The sequence below is a fragment of the Mycobacterium venezuelense genome (genome assembly GCF_054919535.1).
Genome location: NZ_JBONDW010000022.1, coordinates 44,944 through 60,423 on the forward strand (window position 1 = coordinate 44,944; position 15,480 = coordinate 60,423).

The following is a 15,480-nucleotide window of genomic DNA, read 5'->3' on the forward strand; positions in this document are numbered from 1 at the left end:
CTCAACCGTCCCACGCGACACCGAAGACCTCGCTCAGCGCGGCCCGTCCCGCATCGGTGACCGTGAGTGCCCGGCCGCGCGGTACGCGCTTGAGCCAGCCGGCCGACAGGCTTCGGTCGAGCACGGCCTGCCCAAGGCCGCCCGCGAGATGATGGCGCTGTTCGGTCCAGTCCACGCAATAGCGGACGAGTGGCCTTCTGCCCGAGGGCAATCGGATTCCGGCCCGGGCCAGGAAGTCACGGCCGTGTTCGGTGAGCTCGTACGGGACGTCGCGGCCTGGACTGCTGAGCGCGTCGCGCGCGTCACGGCTTGCGTCATAGTGGCCGTCCCCGCCTGCGAGCACCTCCCGATCGATCAGGCTGCCCATGATCTGCACACCCAACCGCCCTGCGATGTGGTCGTAACAGGTTCGCGCGCTGCGTAACCGCGCCGCCCTGGTGCCCTCGCGCAATGACGTCACGGGACGCGACGGGGCGAGCCGGCCGAGCTGTTCGAGCAGTGCACCGACCTCTGGACCGGCGAGGCGGTAATAGCGGTGGCGGCCGTGGGTCTGGACCGACAGCAGACCGGCATCGGTGAGCTTGTGCAGGTGACTGCTGGCGGTGGGGCGACTTACGCCTGCCTCGTCGGCAAGGACACTCGCAGGCAGTGCACGACCGTCGTCGAGGGCCAGCAGCACTTTGCACCTGGCCGGGTCGGCAAGCAGCCCGCCCAGTGCCGCGATGTCGACGTCGGCCACCGACGGCAGATCCTGCGCGTCATACATCGCACACCTCCGCTTCTCGTGCGCCGGAGCGCACCATCGCGGTCACCGCGATCGCGGCGGTCAGCTGGCACAAACCGCCGAGCAGCAACGCGGCGCGCACGCCCGCGTCGCCACCGACCGCCGCCATGGTGCTACCCAACACCGCCACACCGACAGTGATACCCAGCAGCCGAGCCAGATTCACCACGCCCGCTGCCAACCCGGAGCGCCGCACCGGCATCGCCGACATCGCCAGCGCGACGGCAGGCCCGGTGGTGAGTGCCAACCCGGCCCCGGCAAGGGCGAACGACGCCTCCAGCAGCCAGATCGCAGACCCTGCGCCCGCCGCGGCATAGAGCACCAGACCACCGGCCATCACGACCAGGCCCGCCGTCATCGCGGCGCGCGGGCTGGTCCGGCGGGCCAGGCTGGTCGCCGCCGGGATCAACATCAGATAAATCACGGGCATCGGCAGAAACCAGATCGCCGTTGCCAGCGCGCTCAATCCCCGGAGTTGTTGGAACGCAAAGGTATTGACGAGCAGAAGCCCGTAGATGCCGAACGTCATAGTGAACGTCGCGAGCAGGGCGGCGACCAGGCGGCGGCTACCGAACATGTCGAGCGGCAGCATCGGATGCGGGCGCCGGCGTTGCAACCTGATGAAGGCCACCGTCGAAATCGCGGCCACCAGCGCGATCACCGCGATGCGGCCGGGCGGCGACGTCCGCCACTCCACGAGTGCGACGGTCAGCGAACCGAGCGCCAGTACGGCGAGCAGTTGTCCCACCAGGTCGATATGGGCCGCGGCCGGATCGCGTGATTCCGGGAGGTGACGGTAGCTCAGCAGCAACGCCAGTGCGCCCACCGGGGCGTTGAGCCAGAATATCGAGCGCCAGCCGACGGTGTCGGCGAACACACCGCCGAGCAACGGTCCGACCGCGGTGCTGCTCGCTGCAGCCATCGCCCAGGCGGCAGTCGATCTGGCCCGGTCGGCGGGGTCCGGGAATGCCGCGGCGGTGATCGCCAAACCCTGCGGAAGCATCATCGCCGCGCCGACGCCCTGAGCGGCCCTGGCGACCAGAAGGAACGGTGTCGTCGGTGCCAATGCGCACGCCAGCGACGCGGCGACGAACGTCACCAGGCCGATACGCAGCAGCCGGCGCCGGCCGAACCGGTCGCCGAGCGAACCGGCCGTGAGCAGCAACGCGGCGAACGTGACGTTGTAGGCGTCGATCGTCCATTGCGCTGCGGGCACCCCGCCACCGAGATCGGTCCCGATGGCGGGCAACGCGAGATTGACCGCGTTCGCGTCGACGAGGCCCACGAAAAGCCCGAGGTAGGCCGCGATCAGAGTGAATATCTGGGAACGCGTGAGTGCCATACCCGCACGCTAGGCGCGCAATGATTCGACGCCGGTCGAAGTGTTTCAGCGGTCGGGCAGCGCGTGCTCGACGATGGGACGGCGGGAATGGGGCTCGCGTTCGCGGCGTTTGGCCGCCAGGTACACCTGCGACGTCTCGGCCGCGACAGTGTGCCAGTCGAAGTCAGCGGTGAGCCGCTCACGGGCCGCGATCGCGCGATTCTGTGCGGCATCGGGGTCATCGAGGACCGCACGCACCGCTGCGGCCAGACCGGCCACATCCCTTGGGGCGAAAGACATTCCGGTCTGGCTGTCGATCACCGCCTCGCCTAGCCCGCCGACGTTCGAAGTGACGAGCGGGGTTCCGGTGGCCGCGGCTTCCAGCGCCACGATGCCGAACGGCTCGTAGTGGCTGGGGAGAACGGCGGCGTCGGCCGCTTGCAGCGCACGCACCAGGTCGTCGTGGCCGAGCCGCCCGACGAACCGGGTGGCCTTGAGCACCTTGTGTTTTCGGGCCTGCTCGATGAGCCATTGCTGCTGTGTGCCGTCACCGGCGATCGTGAGTGTCGTGCCGGGGTGTGCGCGACGGATGCGGGGGAGCGCCGCTATCGCGTCGTGAACGCCCTTCTCGTACTCCAGCCGTCCGACGTAGAGCAGCTGCGCCGGGCCCTGCCGGGGCTGCCGTCGCGCGAACGGCCAAAGTTCCGCGTCGATTCCGTTGCGGATCACGCGGATCTCGGCGAGCTCGGGGCCGAAGAGGTCGGTGATCTCGCCGTCCATCGAGGTCGAACAGGTGATCAGCGAATCGGATTCACGTACCAGCCACGATTCGACGGCATGCACCTGCCGGCTGATCTGGCCAGAAACCCACCCGGAATGCCTACCTGCCTCGGTCGCGTGGATGGTGGAAACCAGTGGGACGTCGAAGAATTCAGCGAGAGCGATGGCCGGATGGGCGACGAGCCAGTCGTGGGCATGCACCACGTCGGGGAGCCACGGGTTGCCGGAGTGGTCCTTGACCGCGAGGCCGGTTCGCACCATCGCGTGGCCCATCGCGAGCGTCCAGGCCATCATGTCGTTTCCGAAGTCGAATTCGTGCGGATCCTGCGCGGCGGCGACGACGCGGACGCCTTCGCTGACCTCGTCGGTCGACGGATGCGTGCTCGGATCGGTGCCCGAGGGCCTGCGGCTGAGGACCACGACCTCGTGGCCGTCGGCCGCCAGCGCGGTCGCCAGGTGATGCACGTGGCGGCCGAGGCCGCCGACGACGACTGGCGGGTACTCCCATGACACCATCAGGATTTTCACAGTTGCGTGCCTTCGGGCTTCGGTGAGCGTGCGCAAACTGCTGGCGCTGGGCGGCGTGTCGGGCGACAGACGCGCACGCTCGCGGTGCAGGGGGTGGGGGTCATCGTCATCTCGGGAGCCGCCGCGCGTCGAGGGCGCCGAACAGACCGTCGGCCTTGTTCCAGCCGTCGGCGAGACGCTCGGCGTGCTCGCGACGGCCGGAAGCCAACGCATCGGAGATTTCCCGCGTGGCATGGGCGTGCAGGTGTGCGCGGTAGCGCGCGTACTCGGCAGCCGACTCCTTGCTGACCATGAACGGCCAGTCGCTGGAGACCGTGAGCAGTGTTTCGCGCAGGATCTGGTCGGCGACGCGGTCCCGTGGGGTCGGCGAACCGATCGTGGCGTGCTGAGTCAGGGCTTTGTCGACGGTGCTCAGCGCACTGTCGACGACTTCGTTGTTGAGCTGTACCAGATCGGCCACCGGCTCCCCGTTCCAGACCTGCCAGTCCTTGCCCGAACCCCATGAGCTGGGCGGCAATTCGACCGGGCTGCCGACGAAGCCGCCGGCGATGGCGTCCGAAAGCGTGCCCACCCGCACGCCGGCCTCGGGTAATGCCCGCAGCACGCGCTCCAACCAGATCGGCCCCTCGTACCACCAGTGGCCGAACAGCTCGGTGTCGAATGCGGCGACGACGTGGGCGGGCCGGCCGATCCGCTCGCTTTCTGCCGTCAGCCGCCGGCGCACCACCTCGACGAAGTCGGCGACATGGTCGTCGACGGCGCGGTCGGCGCGCTGAGGGTCGTAGGGCGCCTTCTCTTCGGACGGCACATTGCGTCCGGTGACGCGTGCCGGCTTGAGGCCCGTGGTGTGGTCGTAGGTGTGGAAATCGCGGTAGGCGGCGTGGCCGGGATACCCGGATTTGGGTGACCACACGCGATAGCTGACCTGCAGGTCGCGGCCGAACGCGATGACATCGGAATCACCGACCGGGCGGCCGAGCGTCGTATCGCCGTGCAGCGAGGGTCCGTCCACCATGAAATGGCCGACACCTGCTGCGGCATAACCGGTTTCCATGCCAGGCGCATAGGCGCACTCGGGCGCCCAGATGCCCTTCGGCGTGTGTGCGAAACGCTGCCTGGCGTCGGCAAGTCCCTCCCGCAGCGCGAATTCGCGCAGCCGCGGGTTGAGCAGCGGCTGGAACGGGTGCGACAACGGGCCGCCGAGGAGTTCGATGGTCTCGGCGTCGATGAGCTCACGCAGCAGCGGGCTGGCGCCGTGCCGCCAGCGGCCGGTGAAATCCTCGAGCGCCGAACCGGCTTCGTCGTATTCGCGAGCCCCGAACTTGCGCAAGGCTTTCGGGTCACGCAGCGTCGTGGCCTCCAGCGCCCGCAGCTGCCAGTTGGCCAGCCAGTGATGCATGCCGGTCAGGCAGTACGGGTCGTCGAGCTGGGCCGTCACGACCGGCGTCATCCCCAGTGTGATGAGGTGCGTGCGATTTTCGGCGGCCAACGTGCGCAACACGCGCATCAGCGGCAGATAGGCCGCTGCCCACGACTGGTAGAGCCACTCTTCTCCCACCGGCCATCGGCCATGGTGGGCAAGCCATGGCAGGTGTGTGTGGAGGACGAGCGTGAATAAGCCGGGGACCGGCTCGGGGTTCGACGGTTGCGTCACGGCCGCACCGCGATCGCGACGAGGTCGAGGCTGTCGTCGATGTCGCGGTTGTTGCGTCCGGCTTCCTCGAGATCGAAGTCGTCGGTACGCACCGCGGCGACGTCGGCGAGCAACTGCTCGGGCCATGGTGCATCGGCCACCGCGCGCTGCACCTGCGCCTCGATGATCGAACCGCCGTGGCGCTCGTCCATCTCGGTCAGGCCCGCGCCGTGGAAGACCCCGTAGATGCCCTCGATGTCGAACCCGGCCGTCTCCAGCAGGTCGGTCAGCTCGGCGGCGTTGAGTTCGCGCGTGTGGAACGGGTTCAACGGGGTGTCGCGGCCGGGGGAGAAGGTGATGCGGTTGGGCGTTGACACCATGAACAGGCCGCCCGGTCGCAGCACGCGGTAACACTCGGCAACGAATTGCGCCTGATCCCACAGGTGTTCGATGACCTGGAAGTTCACGACGACGTCGACCGAGCCGTCGGCCAGGGGCAGCTCGGCGAGGTTTCCGTGGCGGATGTCGACCCGCGGGTAGCGGGCGCGCACATGGGCGACCGTCGCCTCGTCGTAATCAAGCCCGATGACATGGCGAGCGACATCCGCAATGAGGTCGGCACCGTATCCCTCGCCGCAGCCCGCCTCCAGGACATCGCGGTCGATGCAGCGGTCGGCCAGCCGCTGGTAGACCACTTCGTGGCGACGGAACCAGTAGTTTTCCTCGGCCAAGCCGGGGATGGTTCGCTCGCCGGTCAGGGGTAGGGCGTTCCCCGGGTCGCCCACGAATGCGCTCATTGGAAGGCAGGCTAACCCAGGCTTACCCAGGGTGAAGGTGTTGGTGGCCGATCCACCAACACTTCCCCTCTGGGGCGGTGTGATAGGGGCGGCCGGAATACGAACTTCGACCAGCTATGGTGTTCCTGCGAACCACCGAAAGTTACCGACGGGTAACATGGTGCTAGTAGCTTAGAACGTGATATTGGGCCGGTTACCGGCCTCATCGAGGAGGACGAACCAGAGTCATGACGAACATCGTGGTCCTGATCAAACAGGTCCCAGACACTTGGTCGGAGCGCAAGCTTTCCGACGGCGATTTCACCCTCGACCGTGAGGCTGCGGACGCCGTGCTCGACGAGATCAACGAGCGTGCCGTTGAAGAGGCACTGTTGATCAAGGAGCGCGAGGGCGGCGACAGCACCGTGACCGTGCTGACCGCCGGTCCGGAGCGTGCCACCGAGGCAATCCGCAAGGCCCTGTCCATGGGTGCCGACAAGGCAGTGCACCTCAAAGATGACGGCCTGCACGGCTCCGATGTCATCCAGACCGCATGGGCGCTCGCCCGCGCACTGGGCACCATCGAGGGCACCGAGCTGGTCATCGCCGGTAACGAGGCCACCGACGGTGTCGGCGGCGCGGTTCCCGCGGTCATCGCCGAGTATCTCGGCCTGCCCCAGCTCACGCACGTTCGCAAGCTGAACGTCGAGGGCGGCAAGGTCACCGCTGAGCGCGAGACCGATGACGGTGTGTTCACCCTCGAGGCGTCGCTGCCTGCCGTCGTCAGCGTCAACGAGAAGATCAACGAGCCCCGCTTCCCCTCCTTCAAGGGCATCATGGCCGCCAAGAAGAAGGAAGTCACCGTGCTCACGCTTGCCGAGATCGGCGTCGAGGCCGACGAGGTCGGCGTCGCCAACGCCGGGTCGAAGGTGCTGTCCTCGACCCCGAAGCCGCCCAAGACGGCTGGCGAGAAGGTGACCGACGAAGGCGACGGCGGCACCAAGATCGCCGACTACCTGGTTGCGCAGAAGCTGATCTAGCAGCTCATTCCGAATTCACGAGACGCGAAAGACATACGAGAACCCATGGCTGAAGTACTTGTGCTCGTCGAGCACGCCGATGGCGCACTGAAGAAGGTCAGCGCCGAACTGCTTACCGCCGCCCGGGTGCTGGGTGAGCCTGCCGCCGTTGTGGTGGGCAAGCCGGGCTCGGCGGCGCCGCTCACCGACGGACTGAAGGCTGCCGGCGCGGCCAAGATCTACGTCGCCGAGTCCGATGACGTCGAGAACTACCTGATCACCCCCGTGGTCGACGTGCTGGCCGGGCTGGCCGAGTCGGCCGCGCCCGCCGGCGTGCTGATCGCCGCCAGCGCCGACGGCAAGGAGATCGCCGGTCGCCTCGCCGCCCGCATCGGCTCGGGCCTGCTGGTCGACGTCGTCGACGTCAAGGAGGGTGCGGTGGGCGTCCACAGCATCTTCGGTGGCGCCTTCACCGTCGAGGCCCAGGTGACCAGTGACACCCCGGTGATCACCGTGCGTCCGGGCTCGGTCGAGGCCGCCCCGGCCGACGGTGCAGGCGAGGTCGTCAACGTCGAGGTGCCGGCCCAGGCCGAGACCGCGACCAAGATCACCAAGCGTGAGCCCGCCGTCGCCGGCGACCGCCCCGAGCTCACCGAGGCCACGGTCGTGGTCGCCGGTGGCCGCGGTGTCGGCAGTGCCGACAACTTCTCGGTGGTCGAAGAGCTCGCCGACTCGCTCGGTGGCGCCGTCGGTGCCTCGCGTGCCGCGGTCGACTCGGGCTACTACCCGGGCCAGTTCCAGGTCGGCCAGACCGGCAAGACCGTTTCGCCGCAGCTGTACATCGCGCTGGGCATCTCCGGTGCGATCCAGCACCGCGCCGGTATGCAGACGTCGAAGACGATCATCGCGGTGAACAAGGACGAAGAGGCGCCGATCTTCGAGATCGCCGATCTCGGCATCGTCGGTGACCTGTTCAAGGTCACCCCGCAGCTGACCGAGGCCGTCAAGGCTCGCAAGGGCTGACGCTTCACAGCAGTTCGACAAAACCCCGGTGCACTCGGTGCGCCGGGGTTTTGCGTTGTCGGCAACCCTTGGTTTCCGGCGGAAACTACGGACTTTCCGGGGTTCGTCACCGGGCCCTCGAGTGCCAGTGTGGATTCAGGCAACAACCACACCGAGGAAGGTATTCGCACCATGAAGGTCACAGTTTTCGGCGCTACCGGTCAGATCGGTTCGAAGGTGGTGGAACTGCTCACCGAGTCCGGGTACGACGTCGTAGCCGCATCGCGGCAGTCCGGGGCCGACGTTCTGACCGGCGACGGGCTCAAAGAAGCGCTCGACGGGGCCGATGTGCTCGTCGACGTGGTCAATTCACCGTCGTTCGCCGACGACCCGGTGATGGACTTCTTCACCACGTCGACCCGCAACCTGGTGGAGGCGGCCAAGGCCACCGGAGTCGAGCACTACGTGGCGCTGTCCATCGTGAACGCCGACGAGCTGCCCGCGAGCGGCTACATGCGCGCGAAGGTCGCCCAGGAGAAGGCCATCGTCGCCTCGGGGCTGCCGTACACGATCGTGCGGGCCACCCAGTTCCACGAATTCGCCGAGGCGATCACGGGATCGCTCGTCGTCGGCGACGAGGTGCGGGTCCCCGATGCGCGGATCCAGCTCATCGCCGCCCCCGAGGTCGCCGCTGAGGTGGCTCGGGCCGCTCAGACCGCTGCGATCAACGGTGTGGTGAACATCGGTGGGCCCGAGAAGCTTTCGTTCGCCGAGATGGCGCAGACGGTGCTGGACAAGCAGGGTGACAACAAGCCCGTCGTCGTGGACTCGAACGCCACCTATTTCGGCACGGCCGTCGACGACAACAGCCTCGTCACCGGTGACGATGGCAAGCTCGCCGACATTCGCTTCGCGGACTGGATCGCCGGCAGGTGACATGGAGCTCGACGAGGTAGTCCGTGCGCGCCGGTCGATCCGGAAGTTCCTTCCGGACCGGGCGGTGCCACGGGAGGAGGTCGAGGAGGCGCTCGCGCTCGCGATGCGAGCGCCGTCGAACTCCAATGTGCAGCCGTGGCGGGTGTTCTTCGCGGCCGGGCCGCGGCGGGAGCGCCTGGTCAAGGCATTGTCGGCGGAGGTACGGGCACGGCGGCCGCAGTCGCTGGGATTGCCCGACAGTTTCCACCACCTGCGCGCCGAACTCGGCGCGCTCGTCTATGGGTCGATGGGCATCGCGCGCGAGGACACCGACGCGCGCTGGCAGGCACAGCTGCGCAATTGGGAGTTCTTCGGCGCTCCACTCGCCGGAGTGGTGTGTATGGACCGTGACCTGGGGCCGGCCGACGCGATCGGTGTCGGCATGTTCCTCCAGACGTTCCTGTTGGCGCTGACCGAGCGCGGTATCGGTAGCTGCGTGCAGGTCTCGATTGCCATGTGTCCCGACGTGCTGCACGACGTACTCGAGATTCCCGACGAGATGACCGTGCTCTGCGGAGTGTCGATCGGCTATCCCGACCCGGACTTCGCCGCCAACACCCTCGACATACCGCGAAATCCCGTCGAGGCGAACGTGGTGTTCTACGACGATTGAGGGTGACCAACCTCACACCGAACAATTCGTCACCTTCCGCTCACAGACACGTCACGCGCGCGATGCCGTCCGGAGACCCGGCTGGGCGACCGTGCTGGCTATGAGCGCTGTATCTGTACTCATCGCCGCTGATCATGCCGACGGCGCGGCGCCCGACGCGCCGCGCTACACCTTGCTGCTGTCCACCGACGCCGAGCTCATCGAGGCAGCCCAGCGGCTGCGCCACGACGTCTTCACGTCCGAGCCCGGATTCGCCCTCAGCGGGGAGCTCGACGGCCGGGACGCCGACCGGTTCGACGAGCACTGCGATCACCTGCTGGTGCGCGAAGACGGAACCGGCGAGCTGGTGGGCTGCTACCGCATGTTGCCGCCGCCGGGTGCCATTGCCGCAGGCGGGTTGTACACGGCCACCGAGTTCGACGTGCGTGGGCTCGACGCGCTGCGCCCGTCGTTGGTCGAGATGGGCCGCGCGGTCGTCCGTGCCGATCACCGCAACGGCGGTGTCGTGCTGCTGATGTGGGCGGGCATTCTGGCCTACCTGGACCGCTCCGGATACGACTACGTGACGGGATGCGTTTCGGTGCCGGTCGCAGGTAATGCGGACGGACCGCCGGGCACCCAGATCCGCGGGGTCCGTGACTTCGTCCGGCGCAGGCACGCCGCACCGGAGGAGTACACGGTGTACCCCAATCGGCCGGTGGTGCTCGACGGAAAGGGTCTCGACGACATCGATCCGCCGTCACGGACCACGGTGCCCCCGCTCATGCGGGGCTACCTGCGACTGGGCGCGCAGGTGTGCGGTGAACCGGCCCACGATCCGGACTTCGGCGTCGGCGATTTCCCGGCCCTGCTGGACAAGCGCAAGGCCGATGTCCGCTACCTCAAGCGCCTTCGCTCGGTCGCGGCGGCAGCCGACATGGCCGACGGCATGACCGGGGGAACGCCGTGACCAGCACGGTGTGCGAGCACTCGTGGCTGCCGAAGGCCTCGTGTGACGCCAGCTGCGTCCACGCGGGCAGCGCCGAGGCCGGCCGCAGGCTGGTGGTGTGGGTCCGCACGACGGTGCGGGTCGCGATGGCGGTCCTCCTGGCGCCCGGTGTGCCACTGCTCGCGGTGCCGATGCCGGGTCGTTCTCACATCCAGCGGTTCTACTGCCGGCTGATGCTGCGCTGCCTAGGCGTGCGAATCTCGGTGTCGGGCGGTCCGATTCGCAACCTTCAAGGTGTGCTCGTGGTCAGCGGGCACGTGTCGTGGCTGGACATCTTCACGATCGGCGCCGTGCTGCCCGGCTCGTTCGTCGCACGTGCCGACCTCGTCGAATGGCCGGCGGTCGGCAGGCTCGCCCGCATCATGAAGGTGATCCCGATCGACCGCGGCAGCCTGCGCCGGCTGCCTGCCGTGGTGCACACGGTGGCCGAACGCCTGCGCGCCGGCCACACCGTGGTGGCCTTCCCGGAAGGCACCACGTGGTGCGGTCTCGCCTACGGGCCGTTCCGGCCGGCGATGTTCCAGGCCGCGATCGATGCCGCCCGCCCGGTACAGCCGCTGCGGCTGAACTACCGGCACCGCGACGGCAGGCCGTCGACCACGCCGGCCTTCGTCGGCGATGACACGTTGCTTCAGTCGATCAAGCGCGTCATCACCGCACGTCGCACGGTCTGCCACGTGCATGTGGGGTCGCTGCAGCTGCCCGGCGAGGATCGACGCGCACTGGCGGCGCGCTGCGAGGCCGCGGTGCGTAGCGAGCAACTGCTACCCAGCGCCCCGGCGCACGCCTTGGCGGCCTGACCCGGCGATCGGGCCTGCCGCGAAACGGCGGCTATCCTGGAGAGGTTATGACCTCTACCTCGACCGCGTCCTCTGGCGGGCAGGTCTACCTCGATCACGCCGCGACGACGCCGATGCATCCAGCCGCCATCGAGGCGATGACGGCTGTGCTGGCGAGTGTCGGCAATGCCTCGTCGCTGCATGGGTCCGGCCGGTTGGCCCGCCGCAGGATGGAGGAAGCGCGCGAAGCGCTGGCGCAGTCGCTGGGTGCCCGTCCGTCGGAAGTGATCTTCACCGCGGGCGGCACCGAGAGCGACAACCTTGCGGTCAAAGGCATCTTCTGGGCCCGGCGTGACGCCGAACCGACGCGGCGGCGGATCGTCACCACGTCCGTCGAACACCATGCCGTGCTCGACGCCGTGCAGTGGCTCGTCGACCACGAGGGTGCCGAGGTGACATGGCTTCCCGTCGATGCCGACGGTGCTGTCGCGCCGGCCGCACTGCGTGACGCGCTTGCCGGCGACGATGTGGCCCTGGTATCGATCATGTGGGCCAACAACGAGGTCGGCACCATCATGCCGATCGCCGAACTCGCAGCCGTCGCCGCCGAATTCGACGTTCCGATCCACAGCGACGCCATTCAGGCGGTCGGGCAGATACCGGTTGACTTCGCAGGCAGCGGACTTGCGGCGATGAGCATCGCCGCGCACAAATTCGGCGGACCGATGGGCGTCGGCGCGCTGCTGCTGCGCCGGGACACCGCATGTGTGCCACTGCTGCACGGCGGTGGCCAGGAGCGTGACGTGCGGTCGGGCACACCTGATGTGGCCGGTGCCGTCGCGATGGCCACGGCGGCCAAGGTCGCCATCGCGGGCCTGACCGAAAACAGCGCCCGCATACAGGCTTTGCGTGATCGCCTGATCGAAGGCGTCTTGTCGACCATCGACGATGCCTACCTCAACGGCGCCCGTGGCGCGGACCGGCTGCCGGGCAACACGCACTTCACTTTCCGTGGGTGCGAAGGCGATTCGTTGCTCATGCTGCTCGACGCGAAGGGTGTCGAGTGCTCGACCGGCTCGGCGTGCACCGCCGGGGTGGCGCGGCCGTCGCACGTACTGATCGCGATGGGCGCCGACGCCGCCAACGCGCGGGGGTCGCTACGACTTTCGCTGGGGCACACCAGCACCGAGGCCGATGTCGACGCCGCGCTCGAGGTGCTGCCCGCCGCCGTCGAGCGGGCCAGGCAGGCGGCGCTCGCGAGCGCGGGAACGGTGAGCTGATGCGGGTTCTGGTCGCGATGAGCGGCGGCGTGGATTCGTCGGTGGCCGCCGCCCGGATGGTCGACGCGGGCCATGATGTGGTCGGTGTGCATCTGGCGCTGTCGTCGGCGCCCGGGACGCTGCGCACCGGATCGCGAGGCTGCTGCTCGAAGGAGGACGCCGGCGACGCCCGCCGCGTCGCCGATATTCTCGAAATCCCTTTCTACGTGTGGGATTTCGCCGACCGCTTCAAGGACGATGTGATCGACGACTTCGTCGAATCCTATGCGCGCGGCGAGACCCCGAATCCGTGTGTGCGCTGCAACGAGAAGATCAAGTTCTCCGCGCTGGCGGCCAGGGCGCTCGCGCTGGGCTTCGACGCCGTCGCCACCGGGCACTACGCACGGCTCTCGGAGGGTCGGCTGCGCCGGGCCGTCGACGCCGACAAGGACCAGTCCTACGTTCTGGGCGTGCTGACCGCCGACCAGTTGCGGCATGCGCTGTTCCCGATCGGTGACACCCCAAAGCCGCAGATCCGAGCCGAGGCCGCCACCCGCGGCCTGGCGGTGGCGCAGAAGCCCGACAGCCACGACATCTGCTTCATCCCGTCCGGGGATACGCAGGCGTTTCTCGGTGCGCGAATCGGCGTCCGCCGCGGCTCGGTGGTCGACGCGAGCGGGACGGTACTCGCCGAGCACGACGGTGTGCACGCTTTCACGATCGGCCAGCGCAAGGGTCTCGGTATCGCCGGACCGGGCGCGGACGGCCGGCCCCGCTACGTCACGTCGATCGACGCGGAGAGCGGCACGGTGCGCGTGGGATCCGCCGAGGATCTCGAGGTTCGGGAGCTGATCGGCGACAAGCCCGTGTTCACCAGTGGGACAGCGTTCACCAGTCCGGTCGAATGCCAGATCCAGGTGCGCGCGCACGGCGGTATCACCGATGCCGTGGCCGAACTGCGGGATGGCCGGCTGGTGGTCGGCATGCGCGCGCCGCTGCGTGGCGTGGCTCCCGGGCAGACCATGGTGCTCTACCGGCCCGACCCGGCCGGTGACGAGGTCATCGCCAGCGCGACCATCGCGCGGTGAGCGCGTGAGCAAATTCGCGGCCGCGACCGGTGTCGGATCGTGGCCCGGCACCACAGCGCGGCAGGCGGCCGAAGTCGTTGTCGGAGAGCTGTATACGCTGTCACATTTGGTGGAGCTTCCGGCCCGCGGGCTCGGGGCCGACCTGATCGGCCGGGCCGGGGCGTTGCTCGTGGACATCGGCATCGACACCGTGCCTCGCGGGTACCGCATCGCGTCCGGGCGCAGCGCTGCGCTGCGCCGCGCGGTCAGCCTGCTTGGCGAGGACATCGACGCGTTGGAAGAGGCGTGGGAGCGGGCGGGGTTGCGCGGCAGCGGGCGCGCGGTCAAGGTGCAGGCGCCCGGTCCGATCACCCTGGCCGCACAGTTGGAGCTGTCCGGAGGGCACCGCGCCATCACCGACCGGGGAGCATTGCGCGATCTGGCCGCCTCGCTGGCAGAAGGCGTGGCCATGCACCGCGCGGAGGTGGCCCGCCGGCTAGATACGCCCGTCGTCGTACAACTGGACGAACCATCGCTGCCCGCCGCGCTGCACGGCCGGCTGACCGGCGTGACCAGTCTGACGCCCGTGCATCCGGTCGACGAACCGTTGGCCATGAGCTTGCTCGACGCGTGCGTCGCGGCGGCAGGAGCAGACGTCGCATTACACAGTTGTTCCGCTGAGTTGCCTTGGAAGGCGTTGCTGCGCAGCAGTATTCACGCTATATCCGTCGACGTGTCCACGCTGACGCCTGCGGATCTCGACGGCGTCGGCGAGTTCGTGGACTCGGGCCGCACGGTGCTGTTGGGCGTCGTCCCGGCGACCGCGCCCGAGCGCAAGCCGTCGTCGGAGGAGATCGCGAAAGCGGCCGTGACGCTGATCGACCGGCTCGGGTTCTCGCGCGCCGTGCTGCGCGACCGGATCGGCATCACGCCCGCGTGCGGACTGGCCGGCGCCACACCGCAATGGGCGCGTACGGCGATCGAGCTGGCACAGAAGGCCGCTGACGCGTTCGCCGAGGATCCCGACGCGATCTGATCAGGAGCAACCAAAAGGTTGCGCTTGGCGTGGTGCGGTTCTACGCTGAGAAGCAACTGAAAGGTTGCATATGAGTACTGATCGCATCGAAAAAGAAGTTCTGCTGCGCGCGCCCCTGGACCGGGTCTGGCGAGCCATCAGTGACGCCGACGAGTTCGGCCGATGGTTCGGGGTGCGCTTCGACGGCCCGTTCGTCGCGGGAACGTCGGTGACCGGCGTGATCACGCCGACCGAGGTGGACGAGGAGGTCGCCGCCATGCAGGAGCCCTACACGGGCCAGGCCGACACCTGGCAGATCGTGGCCGTCGAGGCGCCCCACCGGCTCGCGTTCCGCTGGCATCCCTATGCCGTCGACCAGGATTCGGACTACTCGGCCGAACCCACGACCCTCGTGGAGTTCAGCCTGTCCGAGGCGGCCGACGGGGTTCTGCTGCGCATCGTCGAATCGGGATTCGACGCCATCCCCGCCGAGCGCCGGGCATCGGCCTTCGAGGCAAACAGCGAGGGCTGGGCGCACCAGACCGATCTGGTGCGCAAGTATCTGGCATTGCACGAGTCCGTGTGACCGCCGTCGACGATCGCGCGCCGCTGTTTGACGCGCTGGGAGATCCCAACCGACTGCGGATCGTCACCCGGCTCTGCGACGGCGGCCCGTGCTCGACCGCGCAACTGACCGAGGTCATCGCGGTCTCACGCCAGGCGGCCACCAAGCACCTGCTCTTGATGGAGGCAGTTGGTCTGGTGCGCAGTCATCGGCAAGGCAGGGAACGGATCTGGGAGATCCGGCCCGAGCCACTCGCTGAGGCCAGCGACTACTTGACCACACTGTCGCGCCGCTGGGATCGCGCGATCGATCGGTTGCGTGCCTACGTCGAGGACTAGCGGGCGCCGTTTGTGTGCGTCGGCCGTCACTCTGGCGT

16 protein-coding genes are annotated in these 15,480 nt (G+C 68.3%); 11 read left to right on the forward strand and 5 right to left on the reverse strand.

Annotated elements, in window-relative coordinates:
- Position 1: 1 nt before the first annotated feature.
- The 5 genes from ACRCUN_RS28460 to ACRCUN_RS28480 all read right to left on the reverse strand — a co-directional run bounded on the left by ACRCUN_RS28460 (position 2) and on the right by ACRCUN_RS28480 (position 5,843).
- Positions 2-766 carry an ArsR/SmtB family transcription factor gene (locus tag ACRCUN_RS28460; RefSeq protein ID WP_462144968.1) on the reverse strand — a complete coding sequence of 255 codons (765 nt, stop codon included), beginning with the start codon at positions 764-766 and terminating at the stop codon, positions 2-4.
- Complete coding sequence (locus ACRCUN_RS28465) at positions 759-2,126, reverse strand: MFS transporter (RefSeq protein WP_462144969.1); 1,368 nt, start codon at positions 2,124-2,126, stop codon at positions 759-761. Before ACRCUN_RS28465 ends, ACRCUN_RS28460 begins: the two co-directional genes overlap by 8 nt.
- Positions 2,127-2,171: 45 nt before the next feature.
- Positions 2,172-3,413 (reverse strand): glycosyltransferase family 4 protein, encoded by a 1,242-nt coding sequence (locus ACRCUN_RS28470; RefSeq protein ID WP_462144970.1) that lies wholly within the window; start codon positions 3,411-3,413, stop codon positions 2,172-2,174.
- A gap of 106 nt (positions 3,414-3,519) precedes the next feature.
- Positions 3,520-5,067: a 1,4-alpha-glucan branching protein domain-containing protein gene (locus tag ACRCUN_RS28475; protein WP_462144971.1), complete on the reverse strand. Its 1,548-nt coding sequence runs from the start codon at positions 5,065-5,067 to the stop codon at positions 3,520-3,522.
- Positions 5,064-5,843 carry a class I SAM-dependent methyltransferase gene (locus tag ACRCUN_RS28480; RefSeq protein WP_462144972.1) on the reverse strand — a complete coding sequence of 260 codons (780 nt, stop codon included), beginning with the start codon at positions 5,841-5,843 and terminating at the stop codon, positions 5,064-5,066. Before ACRCUN_RS28480 ends, ACRCUN_RS28475 begins: the two co-directional genes overlap by 4 nt.
- Before the next feature lie 227 nt (positions 5,844-6,070).
- On the opposite strand from ACRCUN_RS28480, the gene ACRCUN_RS28485 reads away from it, so the two are divergent.
- The 11 genes from ACRCUN_RS28485 (at position 6,071) to ACRCUN_RS28535 (ending at position 15,442) form a co-directional block, all read left to right on the forward strand.
- Positions 6,071-6,862 (forward strand): electron transfer flavoprotein subunit beta/FixA family protein, encoded by a 792-nt coding sequence (locus ACRCUN_RS28485; protein ID WP_462144973.1) that lies wholly within the window; start codon positions 6,071-6,073, stop codon positions 6,860-6,862.
- A gap of 45 nt (positions 6,863-6,907) precedes the next feature.
- The gene (locus ACRCUN_RS28490) at positions 6,908-7,864 is read left to right on the forward strand and encodes an electron transfer flavoprotein subunit alpha/FixB family protein (protein ID WP_462144974.1); all 957 of its coding nucleotides are present in this window, start codon (positions 6,908-6,910) and stop codon (positions 7,862-7,864) included.
- A 171-nt stretch (positions 7,865-8,035) separates the two neighbouring features.
- Positions 8,036-8,779: an SDR family oxidoreductase gene (locus ACRCUN_RS28495; RefSeq protein ID WP_462144975.1), complete on the forward strand. Its 744-nt coding sequence runs from the start codon at positions 8,036-8,038 to the stop codon at positions 8,777-8,779.
- Position 8,780: 1 nt separating this feature from the next.
- Positions 8,781-9,431, forward strand: coding sequence for a nitroreductase (locus ACRCUN_RS28500; protein ID WP_462144976.1), 651 nt, complete (start codon positions 8,781-8,783; stop codon positions 9,429-9,431).
- 100 nt (positions 9,432-9,531) lie between these two features.
- The gene (locus ACRCUN_RS28505; protein ID WP_462144977.1) at positions 9,532-10,380 is read left to right on the forward strand and encodes a GNAT family N-acetyltransferase; all 849 of its coding nucleotides are present in this window, start codon (positions 9,532-9,534) and stop codon (positions 10,378-10,380) included.
- Complete coding sequence (locus tag ACRCUN_RS28510; RefSeq protein WP_462144978.1) at positions 10,377-11,219, forward strand: lysophospholipid acyltransferase family protein; 843 nt, start codon at positions 10,377-10,379, stop codon at positions 11,217-11,219. Before ACRCUN_RS28505 ends, ACRCUN_RS28510 begins: the two co-directional genes overlap by 4 nt.
- Positions 11,220-11,266: 47 nt before the next feature.
- A complete protein-coding gene (locus tag ACRCUN_RS28515; protein ID WP_462144979.1) occupies positions 11,267-12,478 on the forward strand; it encodes a cysteine desulfurase family protein in 1,212 nt (403 codons plus the stop codon).
- A complete protein-coding gene (gene mnmA, locus ACRCUN_RS28520) occupies positions 12,478-13,545 on the forward strand; it encodes a tRNA 2-thiouridine(34) synthase MnmA (RefSeq protein WP_462144980.1) in 1,068 nt (355 codons plus the stop codon). The genes ACRCUN_RS28515 and mnmA overlap by 1 nt, the downstream gene beginning before the upstream one ends.
- Before the next feature lie 4 nt (positions 13,546-13,549).
- Positions 13,550-14,560 (forward strand): uroporphyrinogen decarboxylase/cobalamine-independent methonine synthase family protein, encoded by a 1,011-nt coding sequence (locus ACRCUN_RS28525; RefSeq protein WP_462144981.1) that lies wholly within the window; start codon positions 13,550-13,552, stop codon positions 14,558-14,560.
- Positions 14,561-14,630: 70 nt separating this feature from the next.
- Positions 14,631-15,125 (forward strand): SRPBCC family protein, encoded by a 495-nt coding sequence (locus tag ACRCUN_RS28530; protein ID WP_462144982.1) that lies wholly within the window; start codon positions 14,631-14,633, stop codon positions 15,123-15,125.
- The gene (locus tag ACRCUN_RS28535; RefSeq protein ID WP_462144983.1) at positions 15,122-15,442 is read left to right on the forward strand and encodes an ArsR/SmtB family transcription factor; all 321 of its coding nucleotides are present in this window, start codon (positions 15,122-15,124) and stop codon (positions 15,440-15,442) included. Before ACRCUN_RS28530 ends, ACRCUN_RS28535 begins: the two co-directional genes overlap by 4 nt.
- The last annotated feature ends 38 nt before the right edge of the window (positions 15,443-15,480 follow it).